This is a genomic window from Winogradskyella sp. SM1960 (assembly GCF_020179375.1).
Lineage (GTDB): Bacteria > Bacteroidota > Bacteroidia > Flavobacteriales > Flavobacteriaceae > Winogradskyella > Winogradskyella marina.
This window is the reverse complement of record NZ_JAICBG010000001.1, coordinates 912,405-932,191: the sequence shown is the minus strand read 5'-3', so window position 1 is coordinate 932,191 and position 19,787 is coordinate 912,405. Positions and strand designations below refer to the sequence as shown.

The window sequence follows — 19,787 nt, the reverse complement described above, 5'->3', positions numbered from 1 at the left end:
AATGACAAAACGATTTTACTTTAAACTAATAGCATTTTTTTTAATCACTTTCACTATTTCAAGTTGTAATTCAAACTCGAATTCAACAAAGAGAACTTCTGAAAATAACAATCCTTTTGAAGCTCAGGTAGATTCTATTTTGGGTCTAATGACTTTAGACGAAAAAATAGGACAGCTTAATCTTCCTGTTTCTGGAGATATTACCACAGGTCTAGGCAAGAGCTCAGATGTAGGTAAAAAAATCCAAGACGGTTTAGTAGGTGGTATGTTTAATATCAAATCTGTTGAAAAAATTAGAGCAGTCCAAAAGATTGCGGTTGAAGAAAGCCGCTTAAAAATTCCATTACTTTTTGGAATGGATGTTATTCATGGTTACGAAACAACCTTTCCAATTCCATTAGGTTTATCATCGACTTGGGACATGGAACTTATTGAAAAAACGGCACGTATGGCTGCAAATGAAGCTAGTGCAGATGGTATTAACTGGACCTTTTCACCAATGGTAGATATTTCGCGCGATCCGCGTTGGGGACGTGTTTCTGAAGGAAATGGTGAAGATCCTTATTTAGGAAGTAGAATTGCTGAAGCCATGGTAAAAGGATATCAACAAGATGACTTGAGTGAAAATAATACATTAATGGCATGTGTTAAGCACTTTGCATTATATGGTGCGTCTGAAGCTGGTCGTGACTACAACACAGTCGATATGAGTAAAATCAGAATGTATAACGAATACCTAGAGCCGTATAAAGCAGCTGTAGATGCAGGCGTTGGTTCTGTGATGGCTTCATTTAACGAAATAGATGGCATACCTGCAACCGGAAATAAATGGTTGCTTACAGATTTATTACGAGATGATTGGGGTTTTAATGGTTTTGTAGTTACTGATTATACTGGGATTTACGAAATGATGGCGCATGGTGTTGGTAACGAGGAAGAGGTTGTTGCGCAATCTTTAAATGCAGGAATCGATATGGATATGGCAGGTGATTCTCCTTCGGCTTCTGCAGCATTTGTAAAATCTTTAAAAGGTGCTGTGGATAAAGGCATGGTGAAAATTGAAGATATAGACATTGCTGTAAAACGTATGCTGACAGCTAAATATCAGCTAGGTTTGTTTGATGATCCTTATAGATATCTAGATAGTGATAGAGCAAAAAATGAAGTTTTTACAGATGAGAACAGAGCCTTTGCAAGAAAAGTTGGAGCAGAATCTACAGTGTTGCTTAAAAATGAAGATAATCTGTTACCATTGAAAAAAGAAGGGACAATTGCCTTAATTGGACCTCTAGCAAATAATGCTGTAAATATGGCTGGTACTTGGAGTGTGGCAACACAACAAGATAAATCTAATCCTTTTTTAGCAGGTTTAAAAACTGTTGTAGGTGACAAGGCAAATGTGTTATATGCCAAAGGAAGTAATCTCGATTACGACTTAGAATTGGAGCAAAGAGCAACTATGTTTGGTAAAGATATTCCTAGAGATGGAAGAACAGACAAGCAGTTATTAGACGAAGCATTAAGCATTGCGAATAAAGCAGACGTCATTGTTGCCGCTATTGGTGAATCCGCAGAATTTAGTGGTGAAAGTAGCAGTAGAACAGAAATAGGAATTCCTCAAGTTCAAAAGGATTTATTAAATGCTTTGCTTAAAACAGGTAAGCCAGTAGTGTTAGTTTTATTTACAGGAAGACCTTTAGATTTGGTTGAAGAACATAAAAATGTTCCAGCCATACTTAATGTGTGGTTCCCTGGTAGTGAAGCAGGTTTAGCTATTTCAGATGTGTTATTTGGTGATGTAAATCCTTCAGGAAAGTTAACAGCAACGTTCCCAAGAAGTGTAGGTCAAATTCCAATTTTCTATAATCATAAAAATACCGGAAGACCTTTAATGAATGAAGAAGGAAACTTTGAAAAATTCAGAAGTAACTATATCGATGAACGTAATGAACCTTTATATCCTTTTGGATACGGTTTAAGCTATACCAACTTTGATTATTCAAATTTAAAACTGAATACAACCACCATAGGAATGGATGGTACGGTTGAGGTCACTGTAGATGTAACGAATTCTGGTGACTATGATGGTAAGGAAGTGGTGCAATTGTACACAAGAGACGTGGTAGGTTCAGTGACCAGACCTGTTAAAGAATTAAAAGGCTTTCAGAAGGTTGAAATTGAAAAAGGAGCGACTAAAACAGTCACTTTTAAACTAACAGTTGAAGACTTAAAATTCTATAATTCAGATTTAGATTTTGTAGCAGAGCCTGGAGAATTCCAAGTATTTGTTGGTACAGACTCTACAACCAAGATGATGGCTGAATTTGAATTGACAAAATAAAAGCATGATGAAGTTAAGATTTCTATACATAATTCTATTTGGTGCTCTTAGTACTGGTTTTTCTCAAAATTATGAAGCTAAAGTCGATTCGTTAATGAATCTAATGACGCTTCAAGAAAAAATAGGGCAAACTGTAATGTATAGTGGTCATTGGGATCAAACCGGACCTGTGGTTGGGTCAGATAATGGAAAATACATTCGCGAAGGCAACATGGGAGCTATGCTCAATGCCATGTCTGTAAAAGGCACGCGAGATTTACAGACCATTGCTGTCGAAGAATCTCGTTTAGGCATTCCATTATTATTTGGATACGATGTTATTCATGGACATCGCACTATTTTCCCAATAAATTTAGGCTTATCAGCTAGTTGGGACTTAAAAATGGTTGAAGAAAGTTCGCGTATTGCAGCTGAAGAAGCGTCTGCAGAAGGTATTCATTGGACATTTGCACCAATGATAGATGTGTCTAGAGAGCCACGTTGGGGACGAATTTCTGAAGGTGCTGGTGAAGATGTGTATCTGAATAACGAAATGGGTAAAGCTTACATTCATGGATTTCAAGGAGACGATTTATCGCAACCAAATACCATTTTAGCATGCGCTAAACATTATGTGGCTTATGGAGCGGCACAAGCCGGACGTGATTATCACACTACTAATATGGGAGAAGGTGAATTACGAAACGTGTATTTGCCACCTTTTAAAGCAGCAGTTGAAGCAGGAGTAGAAACTTTTATGTCAGCGTTTAATGAACTAAACGGAGTACCAACTTCTGGTAATAAATTCACCTTAAGAGACATTCTTAGAGAGGAATGGAAATTTGACGGCTTCGTTGTTTCAGATTATACCTCTATTAATGAAATGATTCAGCATGGCTTTGCTAAAGATAGTATTGATGCTGCTAGAATAGGAATGAATGCTGGTGTAGATATGGATATGGTAGGTCATGTGTATCGTTTACATCTTAAAAAATTAGTTGAAGAAGGCAAGGTGCCTGAAGCTTATATTAATGAGGCTTGTAAACGAATTTTACTAGCTAAATTTAAATTAGGATTGTTTGATGATCCTTACCGTTATATCGATGAAGACCGTGAAGCCAATACGGCATATAAACCAGAGTTTTTAGCGAAAGCTAGGGAGATTGCTGCGGCTTCTTCAGTGTTATTGCAAAACAATAATGACGTATTACCGCTTTCTAAAAACACTAAAAAGATTGCCTTTATTGGCCCTTTGGTAAAAGATGAAGCCGATATTATTGGTAATTGGGCTGCAAAAGGAGAGCGTGATGGAAAAGCGGTTAGTGTATTTGAAGGTATTTCAGAATATCTAAAATCGAATCAAATTTTATATGCTAAAGGCTGTGAGATTTTAAAGGATGACGAATCTGGTTTTGAAGACGCGATTTCAGTATCAAAACAAGCGGATGAAATTGTTTTAGTAATGGGTGAAGATCATCATATGAGTGGTGAAGCAGCGTCGAGAACTGATTTAAAAATTCCCGGAATTCAACCAAAATTAATTCAAAAAATAAGAGAAGCTAATCCTAATAAAAATATCACTTTAGTCTTAATGAATGGTCGTCCGCTAAACCTATCGGATGAAATTCATTTAGTAGATGCTATTTTAGAAGTGTGGTTTCCTGGTACCATGGGGGGAGCTGCAACTGCAGATTTACTATTTGGAAAGGTAAACCCTTCAGGAAAACTAACGGTTACTTTTCCTAGAAATGTAGGTCAGGTGCCTATTTATTACAATATGAAAAACACAGGGCGTCCAATTCCTGAAAGTAATCCTAAAGAAGATTATAAAAGTAATTATATCGATGTGGCCAACACGCCTTTATTCGCTTTTGGACATGGATTAAGTTATACAAAGTTTGAGTACTCAGATTTAAAATTGTCTTCGGATGAGTTAACATTTAATAATACTATTGAAGCCAGCGTTACGATTTCAAACATAGGAGATGCTGATGGACATGAAATCGCACAACTCTATATTCATGATAAAGTAGGAAGCGTGACAAGACCTGTTAAAGAATTGAAAGGCTTTCAAAAAATATTCCTTAAAAAAGGAGAATCTAAAACGGTCACGTTTACCATTTCGGTTGATGATCTAAAGTTTTATAACAGTGAAATGATTTATGGAGTGGAGACAGGTGAATTTGATATTGCTATTGCACCAAGTTCAGATGTTAAGTTTCAACATGTATTTAATCTAACTCAGTAATAATTTAAGTATGCCACATATAGCTACAAAGACTACATCCCTATACGTTTTGTTATGTGTGGTATTTTTACTGAGGGGTTTCTCGCAATCTAAAACCATCAATTCTGGGTGGCAATTCTCAGAAGATAAAACGACATGGCAAACGGTAAATATTCCACATACTTGGAATCAAGATGATGCGTTCGATGATGAGCCAGGATACAGAAGAGGTTTAGGCTATTATCAAAAACAGGTTTATATATCTTCAGAGGCAAAAGAAAAGGTGTTTTATTTAAAGTTTAATGCCGTAAACCAAGAAGGAACAATCTTTATTAATGGACAAGAAATAGGAAACCATAAAGGAGGTTATACAGCTTTCAATTTCAATATTTCTGAATTTATAAATTATGATGCTTACAATGTAATTGAAGTCACCGTTGATAATTCGCATAATGAAGATATTCCACCGTTAGATGCCGACTTTACATTTTATGGAGGTATTTATCGTGATGTGGAATTGATTGCATTACCAAAGCAACATTTTAGTTTAGATGATTTTGCTTCAGATGGGTTTTATATCAACTATCCAAAAGTTTCAGTAGATGAAGCACGAATAGAAGTCACAGCACTTTTAAACAATACAGCTTCAAGCAAACAAAAAACAGAATTAAAATTTATCCTTACTGATGCGCAAGGTCAGCTTGTAAAAACATTCACTGAAAAACTAACACTTCCATCTCATTCATCGGAAGCATTCAAAATTGAATTACCAAAGGTTCAAAACCCAAAATTATGGTCGCCAGAAAACCCCTATTTATATCAACTTAAACTCGTACTTCAAGATAAGAATGGTGAAATTTTAGATTCAAAAACGACGAATATCGGATTTCGTTGGGTGTCTGTAGATGCTGATAACGGGTTTTATTTAAACGGAAAACCGATTAAACTAATTGGTGTAAACCGTCATCAAGATTATGAAGGTTATGGAAATGCTGTACCCATGGCACTTCAGAAAAAAGATATTGAACTGATAAAAGACATGGGATCAAACGTTATTCGTTTTGCACATTATCCGCATGCGCGCGAGTTATATGATTTATGTGATCAACTTGGTATTTTGGTGTGGACAGAAATACCAATCGTTAATAAGGTTACAAATACTGAGGCATTTTTTGAGACCTCTATAAGCATGCAAAAAGAGCATCTTAAACAGTATTATAATTTTCCTTCTGTTGTGATGTTTGGTTATATGAATGAGATTTTTATTCGATTGGTTTTTAATAATAAACTAACTGATCAAGAACGTCAAGATTTAAAAAAATCATCTGTAAAACTAGCGACACAACTCGAAGATGTAACTCGAGAATTAGCACCAAATCATATCACAGTAATGGCAGGTCATCTTAATGATGTATATAATGAAACTGGGATTGCAGATTTACCAATGATTTTTGGGTGGAACTTATACTTTGGTTGGTATGATAAGGATATTTCAGATTTGGGAATTTTTCTAGATGAGCAACACAAGCGCTATCCAAAGCGTTCTATGTTATTGTCCGAATATGGCCCTGGAGCAGACGTTAGAATATTTACAAGAACACCAAAAAAGTTTGATTTTTCAACCGACTACCAAGCTAAATTACATCAGTCGTATTATAAACAAATTACCGAACGTCCTTACATGACCGGAATGACGGCATGGAATTACGCGGATTTTGGTTCGGAATTTAGAGGAGATGCCATTCCGCATGTTAATCAAAAAGGTTTGGTGCAATACAACAGAACACCAAAGGATATTTATTATTGGTACAAATCAGTTTTAGATACAGATAAACCACTTGTTCATATTGCCACCGATTTTTTAAAAGGGTTAACCTTGTTTAAAGATGAATCGTATGCTATTCAAGTATTCTCGAATCAGGAAAAAGGAATTGTTTATTTGAATGGCAAAAAGCAAGAAAATGTACAGTTTAGAAATGGAGTCGCTACTATCCAAATGCCTTTTAACAATGGTAGAAACCAAATTAAGGTTGTCTCAGAGCATATTTCAGAAGAAAAAACAGTCGAAGTTTTAAAAATAGACACCTTAGATTTTAAAAATTTTAATCGTTTCGGAATTAATATTGGTGCTCATTTTTATTTTAATGATGAAGAAAGAGATGTCACATTTGTACCTGATCAAGCGTATGAAAATGGCTGGTTTGGTTATTTAGATGGCACACCGTATGGCATGACCAAAGATAAAAATCAAGGTTTGCCACATGATATTAAAAACGCGACTTCAGAGCCTTTGTTTCAAACCTTATTAGAGGGGTGTTCGTCCTATAAAGTGGACATTCCTGATGGAAATTATAATGTGGACTTGTTTTTTGTTGAACCCCAAATTAAATCAATAGAGAACATTTATAACCTATCAAAGGTTAAAGACGATTCAACCCGAAAACAACGCGTTTTCGATGTGTTTCTGAATACTAATTTAATAGAAAAGCAATTCAATTTAGCATTAGAATATCCTCAAAAATATGGTGTAACTCTAACATCGGAAGTTCAAATAAATAACGATGAAGGCTTAACTATTTCGTTAAAATCTATTGAAGGGCAACCTGTTATTAGCGGAATTTTAATTGAAAAAATTTAACTAAATGAAAAAAATAACAATTTTACTGGTTTTATTTATCACAGTTGGGCTTTCTGCTCAAAACATGGAAACTTATATCTATTCTATTAAGGGTCAAGACACCTTGCGATTAGATGTGTTTACTCCAGAAAACATTAAAAAATCCGATTCGCTTCCGGTATTACTTTGGATGCATGGTGGTGGATTTTCAGGAAGTCATCGTGCCTATCCAGATGATCAGAATTTGGTAAAGTATGCTGCTAAGGAACAAAATTATATAGGTGTTTCAATTAGCTATCGTTTACTGCGAAAAAATACAGCGACAGGCTTTGGTTGTGATTGCACTAAAGACGAGAAAATGGAAACTTTTAAACAGGCTGCAATCGATTATTTAGATGCCGCAAAATTTTTAGTTGATCGTGCTAAAACGCTTCAAATTGATCCCACTAAAATTATAGCTGGAGGAAGTAGTGCAGGAGCAGAGGGCATACTAAATGCTGTATTTATGAAGGATTATTTTGTAACCGATAAAGATGCTTATAATAATGTAAAATTTGCAGGTCTATTTTCTTGTGCTGGTGCTATGGTTGATGCGCGATATATTACTGAGGAAAATGCAATTCCTGCCGTTTTGTATCACGGAACAGAGGATCAATTAGTGCCTTTTGGTAGTGCATCACATCATTTATGTGATCCAAAGAGAGATGGGTATTTTATATTGGATGGATCGGGAATTATTGCCGAAAAACTAGAGGGTTTTGATACCTCATATTACTTTAATATCGTAAAAGGTGGCCGTCATGAAATTGCTCGAATTCCAATTGAGGAAATGGATACAATCTTTAACTTTTTTGAAAGAGCCGTTATTAATGATGAGGTTATTCAAACTAAAATTATAAAAACTACAGAATAATGAGGCATTTAGTAGTATTTATGTTTAGTCTTTTATTGTTTCAATCTTGTAAAGACGTTTCTAAAAAACCTGAGGAGTTAAAGCCATCAAAGCGACCGAATATCGTTTATATTATGGCAGATGACCATGCGGAACAAGCTATCAGTGCTTATGGTCATCCAATTAGTCAATTAGCACCAACTCCAAATATTGATCGTATTGCAACTGAAGGTGCGCTTTTTAAAAATAACTTCTGTACCAATTCTATTTGTGGACCAAGTCGTGCTGTAGTTCTTACGGGTAAATTCAGCCATATTAATGGTTTTAGAATGAATGGGAATAAGTTTGATGGCAGTCAGCAAACATTTCCTAAATTACTTCAAAAAGCAGGTTATAACACGGCTGTGATTGGGAAATGGCATTTAGATGGCTTGCCAGAAGGGTTTGATTATTGGAAGATCTTAACCGATCAAGGCAATTATTACAATCCAGATTTTATTGCTCTAAATGAAACTTCTAAAGTTGTAGATACAACACGAGTACAAGGCTATGCCACAGATATAATTACGCAAGATGGTATTGCCTATCTCAATTCGGTTAAGGATAGCGACAAACCTTTTATGTTAATGTTGCAGCATAAAGCACCACATAGAAATTGGATGCCAGCATTACGACATGCCAATAAATTTGACGATGTAGAATTCCCGTTGCCAGACACTTATTTCTCGGCTCATGAAGGCTCTTTAGCTTCTCAAAAACAGCTTCAAACGATTTATAAAGATATGTATGAAGGTCACGATTTAAAATTGACAAAATCTAAGGGTGATCCTGAATTCGCATGGAATCCATGGAAGTCTGATTTTGAGCGTATGACTACAGAACAACGCAAAGCTTGGGATAGTGCTTACCAACAAAAAAATGATGCCTTTCATGATGCAAACTTATCTGGAAAAAATTTAGCTAAATACAAAGGACAACGGTATTTGCAAGATTATTTAGCCACCATAGCCTCAATGGATGAAGGCATTGGTGAAGTTTTAGATTATTTAGAAGAAAATGGATTGGCAGACAACACGATTGTAGTGTATACAACGGATCAAGGTTTCTATTTAGGAGAAAAAGGCTGGTTTGATAAACGTTATATGTACGAAGAATCGCTTGCGATGCCATTAGTTATTAAATATCCTGGTGTTATAAAACCCGGAACTGTTATTGAAGACTTAACACAAAATCTCGATTTTGCAGAAACCTTTCTAGATTATGCAAATGCAGAAATACCAGACGATATGCAAGGTAAATCCCTTCGTCCGTTATTAGAAAACACCTTTGATGGTGATGATTTTAGAGATGCGGTATATTATCATTACTATGATTATCCAGCGTTTCATATGGTGAAAAAACACTACGGAATTCGTACGAAGCGCTATAAGTTAATCCATTTTTATGATGATATTGATACTTGGGAATTATACGATTTAGAAGAAGATCCTAAGGAAATTGCAAATCAAATTAAGAATCCGGATTATGACAATATTGAAGCTGTATTAAGAACACGACTTGCAGCACTTCAGGAAGAATACGAAGTTAAAGCAAAAGAATTTGAACAGGCGCCAAAAGAAAATGTAGAACGTTCTTTCAAACAGTTTGAAAGATTACGAGGAAAAACGGGAACATCTTACAACCCACAAACAGATAAAGACACTAAATTATAAATCATGAAAAAATTACTTTTTCTCTTCACTATAGCATTTCTTTTTTCTTGTAACACAGATAAGAATCAGAAATTAGAACATCTTTCGAATGCAAAGGACAAAGCAGAAATTAAAAAAGGATATGACACCTATATTAATCCATTAGATATAGATTATACCTATATGGTTTACAATTCTAGTCAAAATAAATCCTACCGTTCTGGTGCAGATCCTGCGGTTATAGAATTTAAAGGCGAATATTATATGTTTGTGACGCGTTCGTTTGGTTATTGGCATTCTACTGATTTAGTTAACTGGAATTTTATAAAGCCGCAACAATGGTTTTTTGAAGGTAGTAACGCGCCTACAGCATTCAATTACAAGGATTCATTGGTGTACTTTGCGGGAGATCCGGCTGGTTATGGAAGTATTCTTTATACTGATGACCCTAAAAGCGGTAAATGGACACCAAGCGCATCGATATCTACTAACATTCAGGATTCAGAATTATTTATAGATGATGATGGTGAGACCTATTTGTATTGGGGAAGTTCTAATGTGCATCCACTTCGTGTTAAAATGTTAAATAAAGATGATCGCTTTTTAGAAACAGGAGTTAAGAAAGAACTCTTTAATCTTGATGAAGACAAACATGGCTGGGAGCGCTTTGGAGAAAATAACTTTCACCCTACTTTAAAGGAAGGGTATATGGAAGGTGCTTCCATGACCAAACACAACGGAAAATACTATTTGCAATACGCAGCACCAGGCACACAATTTAATGTGTATGCGGATGGAGTTTATATTGGTGACACACCACTTGGTCCTTTTACATATATGAAAAACAATCCTATGAGTTTTAAACCTGGTGGATTTACAAATGGCGCAGGTCATGGGATAACGGTAAAACAAACGAATGGACAATATTGGCATTTCGCCACCATGGCATTGGCCTCTAATGCACAGTGGGAGCGTCGCTTATGTATGTTTCCTACTTATTTTGATGACGACGGTTTAATGTATTCCAATACCGCTTATGGAGATTACCCACGTTATGGAGCAAATCATCCCACCAAAGCAGGATTACACAACGGTTGGATGTTGTTATCTTATAAAGGAAATGTTACCGTGTCTTCGTCGTTAATGCAGGTGATGAAATTTACGTCTAATGATGATGCTGTAGAAGTTACAGAATTACCTACTGAAAAAGATGCTGATGGTAACTTTATATCTATGGTACTTACAGACGAAAACCCTAAAACATTTTGGGTAGCAGAAGCTAATGACGATCAGCAGTGGATAACTATTGAAATGAAAAATGCAGGAACTATTCATGCATTGCAACTCAATTATCACGATCATGAATCAGGAATTTATACGCGTGTTGAAGGTTTAAGACATCAATTTACCATTGAAACTTCAGAAGATGGTAGTACCTGGCAAACGGTTGCGGATAGAAGTGCAAGCACTATTGATGCACCAAATGCATACATCGTTTTAGATGAGCCGGTAAAAGCAAAATATGTGCGTTATAACAATATAGAGGTTCCAGGTGACAACTTCGCCATGTCAGAAATAAGAGTATTTGGTTTAGGGTTCGAAGAAAAGCCTAAAAAAGTTACAGGATTCCATATCGAACGACAAACAGATCGTAGGGATGCCTCATTTACTTGGAATGCTGTAGAGGGAGCTCAAGGTTATAATATTCGTTGGGGAATTGCAGAAGATAAGCTTTATCAGTCGTGGCAAATGTATGATACTAATGAACATGTTATGCGAAATCTAGATCGTGATACGCCTTATTATTTTACGATAGAAGCGTTTAATGAAAATGGAATTTCTGAAACGAGTGACATTATTTATGTCGAATAAATTTTTAAATATGAAGTATTCATTTCTATTGTGTTGTGCTTTTTCTAGTCTTGCATTTGCTCAAGATTTTTTAGTGATGAGCTATAATATTAAGTTAGATCATCCTAAGGAAGGAGAATCAGCTGGACGAACAGACAACCATTTTTTATTGACCAGATCAAGCTTTACGAACCTCATGTTTTAGGTGTTCAAGAAGCTATGCCTTATCAAATGAAAGCGATGGATAGTCTTTTGGTAGAGTATAGTTATGTTGGAGATGGACGTGATGACCAAAAAAATCTCGAGACTATTCAGCACTATTTAATAAAAACAGAATTAAATGATTCAAAAAACATAGCAAAACTTACTTTTGGCCTAGAAGGTACATTTAATGGTTATCATATTGATAAGCCTGTAACAAGGCGAATCTATTTTTGTTAGTAAAACTATAGACGTTAATAAATATGCGTTGTTAAGTGATAAACGGAATTTACATTATCCCTCGGACCATTTACCAATTTTAATTACATTGCAATTTTAAACAATTAAATAAACTAAGACTCTAACTATAATTAAATAAATAAAAAATGAAAAAAGGTGTTTTCTTATTATTAATAGCAGCCGTTTCCGCCTTAGGAGGTTTGCTTTTTGGGTATGATACAGGCGTTATTAATGGCGCACAATTTTACCTTACAGAATATTTTGATTTAAGTGATGCCTTAAAAGGTTGGGTAGTTGGAAGTGCGCTTTTAGGTTGTTTTGTTGGTGCAATAATTGCTGGTCCACTGAGTATTAAAATTGGAAGGAAATGGTCCTTGATCATTTCGGCAATTTTCTTTACAGTATCAGCTTACGGATCGGGCTTACCAGAATTGTTTCCACAAACGGTTAGTATGTTGGTTGTTTTTAGAATTATTGGTGGTTTAGGTATTGGTGTAGCATCCATGAATGCGCCTATGTATATTGCTGAGATTGCTCCTTCAAACATTAGAGGACGAATGGTTACCTATTATCAATTGGCTATTGTAATTGGTTTTTTTGTCGTATTCCTAGCCACTTATTTTATTGGAAATGACCTAAGCGTAGCAGAGAATATAGAATTTGGTTGGCGTCGTATGTTTTGGTCAGAATTAATACCAAGTCTGTTGTTTTTAATTCTGTTATTTATTGTTCCAAAAAGTCCAAGATGGTTGGCTCTAAAAGGAAAAGAAGATGATGCTTTAGCTGTTTTAAAGCGCATAAATGGTGATGAGGCTGCAAAAAAAGAAATGCATCAGATTCAGGAATCTTTAAATGAAACTAACGATGGCGTTAAAGTAAGTTACTTTTCTAAAGCCATATTGGTCATCATTGGAATTGGAACGGTGCTTTCAGTTTTACAACAATTTACAGGCATCAATGCTGTATTATATTATGGTGCAGATATTTTTGAAAAAGCACTTGGTTTTGGTAAAGAAGATGTCCTTGCTCAACAAATTTTATTAGCATTTGTCAATTTAGTGTTTACGTTTGTAGCGATGTTTACGGTAGATAAATTTGGTAGAAAGCCATTGCTTTATATTGGTTCTGTAGGGATGATTGTAGGTTTTTTACTGTTAAGCATTACGTTGCAACAAAATAGTGTCGGTGTATTATCTTTAATAGGAGTATTATTATTTATAGCCTCCTTTGCTTTGTCTATGGGACCAGTGGTGTGGGTTTTATTATCAGAAATGTTTCCAAATAAAATACGCAGTGTTGCGATGTCTGTTGCTGTTGCCGCACAATGGGCCGCCAATTATGTAGTGTCTCAGTCATTCCCTATGGTAATGGGAAGTGAGATGAACAATAGTGAACCTTGGAATGGCTCATTACCGTATTATATATTTATTGTATTTATTTTAATCATCGTATTTATTACCTATAAGTTTATACCCGAAACAAAAGGTAAATCTCTTGAAGAAATTGAAGGGTTTTGGAAATAAATTACTTGACATAGAAATCATAAATAAAACCGATTCACACGAATCGGTTTTATTTATTTTAAGAAAATGAAACAAAATAGTCCCGCTATTACAATCTACTGAAATTCTGGAATTACTAAAAATGGAATTATAGTATGAAATCCGATCTTCTTAATTACAGGTTCATTTAGAAAATTTTCAATAAAACTGTGCTTATAGTTAATCATTGCAAGCATATTAATATCAAACTCTTTAATAAAGTCTAAGATCGTTTGTTCTTTACTTTCAAAATTAGGCCTCCAATCTATAGAACTAGTGTAATCTTCAAGATTGGCTTTTAACATGGCTAAATTATAATTTTGGTTTTCAGTTAAATTGTCTTTTTGGTTAATATGTAGAACTCTTATTTTAGAATTATATAACTTAGTTAGTTGTAGTAATGGCTGTAACTCATCACCATAAAATCGATTAAAATCAGTAGGAAATGCAATTTGTTTTGGTTCTACATATTCATAGGATTCTGGTACAACCAAAATTGCACTGTTTTTTATTTTGTTAATGATATCTACTGTGTTACTGCCAAAAATATATTCTTTGGCTCCAGTGGCCCCTTTAGTGCCCATAACAACAAGGTTTATGTTAAGCTCGTCAATCGCATTCTCAATCGTATTTAACAAGGGTGCTGTGGTATAAACAGTTTCAAATTTATGCTCAGGGTTTGTGTTTTTAGCCTCTATTTCATTTTTTAAGTCAATAAGCTTAATTCTTGCTTCCTCTTTTTTTGTTTCTATAAAGGTTGAAGTGATATATGTTCTAGATGTTTGGTTTGTAAAAGCCCATGTATGTAAAAAGTAAAATGTACAAGGCTCGTTAGCATACAGTTTTAACGTGTATTCAATGGCAGCAAGTGCATTATCTGAAAAATCTGTAGGTAGTAATATGTGTTGTCTCATGCTATATATGTGGTAAATTTTATCTGTGTATTTTTTTAATTTAAATTAGTTGTGTGGTAATACTAAAAAAGGAATGGTTGGATGAAACCCTATTCTTTTAATTATCGGTTCTTTTATGATGTCTTCTATAAAACCGTGTTTATATTTAATCATCACTAAAATATTAATATCAAGTTCTATTGTAAAATCTTGAATGGCTTTTGCTACTCTATCATAGTTTGTCATCCAATGAAAACTGTGGTCGAAATTTTTTAAAGCTATTTTTAGTAATGCTAAATTATGTTTTTGAGCTTCTGAAATTTCATCTTCACCATTAATGTGAACAACTCTAACGGAAGCGTTAGTAACCTTTATTAATTGTTTTAGTGGCAATAATTCGTCTCCATAAGCACGATTAAAACCTGTAGGAAATGCAATTTGTTCTGGCTTAACATATTCATACGAATTTGGAATTACCATAACAGGACATTGATTTACATGTTTAATAACATTTACGGTGTTACTTCCAAAAAGCATTTCTTTAGCATTAGACTCCCCTTTTGTACCTATAATAATTAGGTCTATTTTTGTTTTTTCTAATAAGACTTCAATTGAAGCTTGTAAGTCGTTAGTAGTTAAAATAACTTCGAACGAATGGTTTTTATTAGCATAGTCGGTTTCGATTTTCTCTTTTAATTTAGCTAAATCCTGTCTTGCTTTTTCAGCCATTACATGTGTTAACTTATTAGACATGTTAGACATTCTAGAAGCTTTTAATCTCGAAGCATGTAAAAAGTGAAATGTGCAAGGCTCTTTTTCGTATAACGTCACAGCGTAAATAGCAGCACGCAATGCATTCTCTGAAAAATCTGTTGGTAAAAGAATATTTTTTGACATGGTTACTTTTTATAATTTAGTTTCTAAGTGTGTTCTGAAACGCTAATAACGGAATATCTAAGCCAATACTAACCTTGTCTATCGTAGAAGGAAACAACATGTCTTCTAAAAAGGAATGTTGCGTATTTATCATCGTAATCATTTCTATTGAATTCTTTTTGATGTAGTTGGTTATGGCATCTGCTATCTTTTTATTGTCTTCAATAATAAAATTCACCTTGTTTGGAGATAATGTATCCTTTATAAATGATTGATTATCTTCTTGTCTAATAGATAATTTTGGACTTGTACTAATGTAAACCACATCAATTTCACTTCGGTAAGATTTTGCTAAAACAGACAGCAATTTTAATTCGCGTCGTTTATAAGGAATGAGATAATTAGTTGGAAACAAAATTTTCTGTGGTTGCGTATTGTTATAGTTCTCTGGAATAGCCAAAACAGGACATTTAACATACTTTAAAACTTGAAACGTCTGACTTCCAAACACAATGTTTCTCGCATTAGATTTTCCTTTTGTACCCATGACTATTAAATCTATGTTATGTGCATCTGCAATTGTATTTGCCTCTTCAACAAGCGTATTATAAGCAGAAATGCTATGGTACGTATATCTAGGGTTTGGTGCAATTTGCTTTAAATCAGCTACTAATTTATCGAGATTGTCTTGAGATTCTGTTTTTACTTTATTCAATACACTTTCAAAAACCTCGCGAGATACTAATTCATCATGGTCATAAAATTCATTTCTGTAGGCATGCATAACATAAAAATTAACCTTTTGATATTTAAAAAATTCTAAGGCATACTTTATTGCATTTTTTGAATTTTCTGAAAAATCGGTTGGTAATAGTATGGATAACATGGCTTTAGGTTTTGTTTTGAAGTGTAAAATTATAGATTATATATATATTAAACTATGATATAAATCAGTCGAAGTCTCAACGGTAGTTAAAAAACGAGTCAGATAAATGCATCAATACACTAGTGTAATAATTAAATTTTGAAGCTTTTCTAGAAACTGTTCATCGTCATAGTTGCTAAGAATTAAATAAAAAGTACGTTAAAAAAGTACAGAAAATCACATAATCTATACTAAATTACCATTTTAGTGAACTATTTTACCAATCACAAGCTAAGATTTCTTAATTTACTAATTATCTAATAAATTTAAAAGGCTATATAAAACTCACAAAATGCGTTTGTTAAAAACAAAACTTATAATTCCATTTTTCATATTAATATCAATAGGATGTTATGCCAATGAAATAAAAGAATTAGATCGACTCACGGTAAAAGGCAATAGTTTTGTGAATAGCGAAAATGAAACCTTCGTATTCAGAGGGTTAAATGCAAGTGATCCTAATCATTTAGAAAATTTAGGGCATTGGAATAAATCTTATTTCGAAGAAATTAAAAAATGGGGAGCCAATATTGTTAGACTACCTGTTCATCCTGCAGATTGGAACGAAAGAGGAAAAGAAGCCTATTTAAAACTTTTAAATGATGGCATACAATGGGCAACAACATTAGGGCTTTATGTTATAATCGATTGGCATAGTATCGGCAATTTGCAAACCGAAATGTTTCAATCCGATAGGTATGACACCACATTGAAGGAGACCTATGATTTTTGGAGAACCATAGCTTCAGAGTATGGTAACAATACAACTGTCGCTTTTTATGAAATTTTTAATGAGCCAACAACTTATGGTGGCACACTGGGAAGTGCAAATTGGGACACATGGAAAACTATAAATGAAGAAGTTATTGGAATTATAAGAGCTAATGGTGGCGAAGGCATTCCACTGGTTGCTGGTTTTAATTGGGCTTACGATTTAACACCTGTGTTAAATGAGCCATTAGATGTAGAAGGGATTGGTTATGTAAGTCATCCTTATCCTCAAAAAAGAAAGCAGCCTTGGGATGCGCAATGGACAAAAGATTGGGGTTTTGTAAAAGATAAATATCCCTTAATCCTTACGGAAGTTGGTTTTTGTGGTCCAGATGACCTTGGAGCACATTTACCAGTAATCAGTGACGAATCTTATGGAGAGGCCATAACAAAATACTGTGATGACAACGAAATTTCTTATGTAGTTTGGGTGTTCGATGCGCAATGGGCACCACGATTATTTGAAGATTGGGACAGTTATAAACCGTCTCGTCAAGGTGAATATTTTAAGAAAAAACTGCAAAGTTATAATTATGATTAATTTAAAATAGAGCTGCGATGAGTGAAAATATTAATCGAGAAATCACACAATTAAAATCAGATGATGTGTTTTTAATTATTGATAGAGTGAAACAAAAGTTTGACTTTCCTATTCATTTTCACCCAGAATATGAACTAAATTTTATTCTAAACGGAAAAGGTATACGGCGTGTTGTGGGAACCTCTATGGAAGAAATTGATGATATAGAATTGGTTTTAGTCGGACCCAATTTAGAGCATGGTTGGGAAACGCACAAATGTGAAAGTAAAAGTATTTATGAAATAACCATTCAGTTTCACGAAGATTTGTTTAATAGCAAATTACTCTCTTTAAAAAACTTTAAGCCTATTCAAGATTTATTTACGAAGTCTAAACACGGTGTTCTTTTTGATGGAGATACAGCCATGAAGCTAATGCCTAAAATAAAAGAATTAACTGCAACTGATGGTGTTACAGATTTTATTAAACTTTTAAAATTGCTTGAAGAACTTGCGGATTCTAAAAGCCAAAGATTGTTATCATCAAATGTTGTTAGAGATAGCGAATACGATAACAGCGATAGAATTAAAAAAGTTCAAGAATTTATAAAACAGAACTATTCACGTAAAATTTCATTAAAGGAAATTTCGTCATTAGTAAACATGAGTCAAAGCTCATTTAATAGATTTATTAAAAAGCGAACAGGAAAAACATTCATAGAATACATGAATGATAAAAGAATAGGTCATGCTATAAAATTGCTGATCGAAACTGATATGTCTGTAGGTGAAATTGCTTATAAATGCGGGTTTAATAGTATCGCAAATTTTAATAGATTCTTCAAAAAATCAAAAAATGTTACACCGAGTAAGTTTAAATCAGAATTTAAATCCGTTCAAAGGTTTAACAGAATCTCATAATTTTAGTTAGCAGTTTTAAATAGTAAATAGTATTAAGATTTGAAAAATTACGCTTAGAAAAAAAAAGATGTTTGCACTAACTTTACATGTGTTAACAATTTTGTTTTAATGCTGAAATTGAAATTACTATTTGTTTTTACTTTGATGCTTTTTACATGCGAAGAAGCAAAACAAAAGCTGTCTAATTTTCAGTCTTCTAATGAGTTGTATCATTATCATGGAAGGAGTGTTGTTTTAGAAAATGAAGCTGTAGCACTTATAGGCTCAGCTGCTTCAGTTGAATTTAATGTAAAAGGCGACGCGGTAAATTTATACCTTCAAACGGAATCCCTTAATCGAAATTACTATGTGATTTCGGTAAATGATAAATATAAAAAGCGTTATAAAATTGAAGGGGATTCCATTCAAAAAATCGCATTAAAATTACCGAATTCACAACAGAATAAAATAGGAATTTATAAAGCCACAGAAGCCTATAATGATAGACTAGTTTTTTATGGAGTAGATGCAGAAGCGTTGTTGCCTATGGAACCTAAACCTTTAGAGATTGAATTTATTGGAGATTCAATAACCTGTGGTGCGCTGTCTGATAATTCCGATTTGCCTTGTAATGAAGGCGATTACCAAGATCAACATAATGCTTATTTAGCTTATGGACCACAATTAGCAAATCGCTTACAAGCAGATTTTGTGGTTAGTGCTGTTTCAGGAATAGGCATGTATCGCAATTGGAATACTGAAAATGAAAATGATGCCACAATGCCAGAGGTCTATGATCGTTTGTATTTAAGCGCAGATAATTCCACGCCTTTTCAATCAACTTCAAAACCAGATATTGTGAGTGTTTGTTTAGGAACTAATGACTTGTCTGATGGTGATGGTGTAAAAGAGCGCTTACCATTTAGTAAGGAAAAATTCACCACAAACTATATTCAATTTGTTCAAGGTATTTATAAACGATATCCAGAGACTAAAATAGTTTTATTAAATAGTCCAATGTTATCAGGTGAAAAACAGTACACATTAGTGTCTTGTTTAAAACAGGTTCAGGAGTATTTTAAAACCGAACAAAATAAAGACATAGCGTTATTTGAATTTAAAAACAAATATTTAAGCGGTTGTAATTCTCATCCAAGTACTGAAGACCATAACACAATAGTTACTGTTTTAGAGCCCTATTTTAAAACGCTTTTAAATATTGAAAAATAGTTGCATCGAGCTTTGCAACTAAAAAAAGTATAACAATGAACACTACAAAAAACACTATAATTTTTGCTTTATCTCTAATTGTATTTACAAATT

Annotated in this window: 14 protein-coding genes; 11 read left to right on the top strand and 3 right to left on the bottom strand. The window is 33.9% G+C overall.

All coding sequences use genetic code 11. From position 1 onward, the window contains the following. The first annotated feature begins 1 nt into the window (after position 1). From bglX (K1X16_RS04135) to K1X16_RS04100, 8 genes are all read left to right on the top strand, one after another. Positions 2–2,341, top strand: coding sequence for a beta-glucosidase BglX (gene bglX / locus K1X16_RS04135; protein ID WP_225035136.1), 2,340 nt, complete (start codon positions 2–4; stop codon positions 2,339–2,341). Positions 2,342–2,345: 4 nt separating this feature from the next. Beyond that, positions 2,346–4,568, top strand: coding sequence for a beta-glucosidase BglX (gene bglX / locus K1X16_RS04130; protein WP_225035135.1), 2,223 nt, complete (start codon positions 2,346–2,348; stop codon positions 4,566–4,568). Between the two features lie 10 nt (positions 4,569–4,578). After that, on the top strand, positions 4,579–7,185 hold the full coding sequence (locus tag K1X16_RS04125; protein WP_225035134.1) for a glycoside hydrolase family 2 TIM barrel-domain containing protein: 2,607 nt from the start codon (positions 4,579–4,581) through the stop codon (positions 7,183–7,185). Between the two features lie 4 nt (positions 7,186–7,189). Next, positions 7,190–8,077: an alpha/beta hydrolase gene (locus K1X16_RS04120; RefSeq protein ID WP_225035133.1), complete on the top strand. Its 888-nt coding sequence runs from the start codon at positions 7,190–7,192 to the stop codon at positions 8,075–8,077. Next, positions 8,077–9,768, top strand: coding sequence for a sulfatase (locus K1X16_RS04115; protein ID WP_225035132.1), 1,692 nt, complete (start codon positions 8,077–8,079; stop codon positions 9,766–9,768). The genes K1X16_RS04120 and K1X16_RS04115 overlap by 1 nt, the downstream gene beginning before the upstream one ends. Positions 9,769–9,771: 3 nt before the next feature. Continuing rightward, complete coding sequence (locus K1X16_RS04110; RefSeq protein WP_225035131.1) at positions 9,772–11,619, top strand: family 43 glycosylhydrolase; 1,848 nt, start codon at positions 9,772–9,774, stop codon at positions 11,617–11,619. A 198-nt stretch (positions 11,620–11,817) separates the two neighbouring features. Continuing rightward, positions 11,818–12,039, top strand: a complete 222-nt coding sequence (locus K1X16_RS04105) for a hypothetical protein (RefSeq protein WP_225035130.1) — start codon at positions 11,818–11,820, stop codon at positions 12,037–12,039. A 146-nt stretch (positions 12,040–12,185) separates the two neighbouring features. After that, on the top strand, positions 12,186–13,562 hold the full coding sequence (locus K1X16_RS04100) for a sugar porter family MFS transporter (protein WP_195869873.1): 1,377 nt from the start codon (positions 12,186–12,188) through the stop codon (positions 13,560–13,562). A 95-nt stretch (positions 13,563–13,657) separates the two neighbouring features. Here K1X16_RS04100 and K1X16_RS04095 read toward each other — a convergent pair whose 3' ends face one another. The 3 genes from K1X16_RS04095 to K1X16_RS04085 are packed head-to-tail and all read right to left on the bottom strand — an operon-like array spanning position 13,658 to position 16,235. Beyond that, positions 13,658–14,494 (bottom strand): universal stress protein, encoded by an 837-nt coding sequence (locus K1X16_RS04095; RefSeq protein WP_195869867.1) that lies wholly within the window; start codon positions 14,492–14,494, stop codon positions 13,658–13,660. A 45-nt stretch (positions 14,495–14,539) separates the two neighbouring features. Beyond that, complete coding sequence (locus K1X16_RS04090; protein WP_225035129.1) at positions 14,540–15,370, bottom strand: universal stress protein; 831 nt, start codon at positions 15,368–15,370, stop codon at positions 14,540–14,542. A gap of 16 nt (positions 15,371–15,386) precedes the next feature. Then, a complete protein-coding gene (locus K1X16_RS04085) occupies positions 15,387–16,235 on the bottom strand; it encodes a universal stress protein (protein WP_225035128.1) in 849 nt (282 codons plus the stop codon). Positions 16,236–16,566: 331 nt separating this feature from the next. On the opposite strand from K1X16_RS04085, the gene K1X16_RS04080 reads away from it, so the two are divergent. From K1X16_RS04080 to K1X16_RS04070, 3 genes are all read left to right on the top strand, one after another. Then, complete coding sequence (locus K1X16_RS04080; RefSeq protein WP_225035127.1) at positions 16,567–17,586, top strand: glycoside hydrolase family 5 protein; 1,020 nt, start codon at positions 16,567–16,569, stop codon at positions 17,584–17,586. A 17-nt stretch (positions 17,587–17,603) separates the two neighbouring features. Beyond that, a complete protein-coding gene (locus K1X16_RS04075; RefSeq protein ID WP_225035126.1) occupies positions 17,604–18,485 on the top strand; it encodes an AraC family transcriptional regulator in 882 nt (293 codons plus the stop codon). 117 nt (positions 18,486–18,602) lie between these two features. Continuing rightward, entirely contained in the window at positions 18,603–19,694 is a 1,092-nt protein-coding gene (locus K1X16_RS04070; protein ID WP_225035125.1) for an SGNH/GDSL hydrolase family protein, read from the top strand. The last annotated feature ends 93 nt before the right edge of the window (positions 19,695–19,787 follow it).

What these genes read in the sequence shown, in the direction of transcription:
- K1X16_RS04080 (WP_225035127.1), top strand. Translation starts at nt 16,567, where the DNA reads ATGCGTTTGTTAAAAACAAAACTTATAATTCCATTTTTCATATTAATA.
- K1X16_RS04115 (WP_225035132.1), top strand. Translation starts at nt 8,077, where the DNA reads ATGAGGCATTTAGTAGTATTTATGTTTAGTCTTTTATTGTTTCAATCT.
- K1X16_RS04105 (WP_225035130.1), top strand. Translation starts at nt 11,818, where the DNA reads ATGCCTTATCAAATGAAAGCGATGGATAGTCTTTTGGTAGAGTATAGT.
- bglX (WP_225035135.1), top strand. Translation starts at nt 2,346, where the DNA reads ATGATGAAGTTAAGATTTCTATACATAATTCTATTTGGTGCTCTTAGT.
- K1X16_RS04120 (WP_225035133.1), top strand. Translation starts at nt 7,190, where the DNA reads ATGAAAAAAATAACAATTTTACTGGTTTTATTTATCACAGTTGGGCTT.
- K1X16_RS04090 (WP_225035129.1), bottom strand. Translation starts at nt 15,370, where the DNA reads ATGTCAAAAAATATTCTTTTACCAACAGATTTTTCAGAGAATGCATTG.
- bglX (WP_225035136.1), top strand. Translation starts at nt 2, where the DNA reads ATGACAAAACGATTTTACTTTAAACTAATAGCATTTTTTTTAATCACT.
- K1X16_RS04075 (WP_225035126.1), top strand. Translation starts at nt 17,604, where the DNA reads ATGAGTGAAAATATTAATCGAGAAATCACACAATTAAAATCAGATGAT.
- K1X16_RS04095 (WP_195869867.1), bottom strand. Translation starts at nt 14,494, where the DNA reads ATGAGACAACACATATTACTACCTACAGATTTTTCAGATAATGCACTT.
- K1X16_RS04125 (WP_225035134.1), top strand. Translation starts at nt 4,579, where the DNA reads ATGCCACATATAGCTACAAAGACTACATCCCTATACGTTTTGTTATGT.
- K1X16_RS04100 (WP_195869873.1), top strand. Translation starts at nt 12,186, where the DNA reads ATGAAAAAAGGTGTTTTCTTATTATTAATAGCAGCCGTTTCCGCCTTA.
- K1X16_RS04110 (WP_225035131.1), top strand. Translation starts at nt 9,772, where the DNA reads ATGAAAAAATTACTTTTTCTCTTCACTATAGCATTTCTTTTTTCTTGT.
- K1X16_RS04085 (WP_225035128.1), bottom strand. Translation starts at nt 16,235, where the DNA reads ATGTTATCCATACTATTACCAACCGATTTTTCAGAAAATTCAAAAAAT.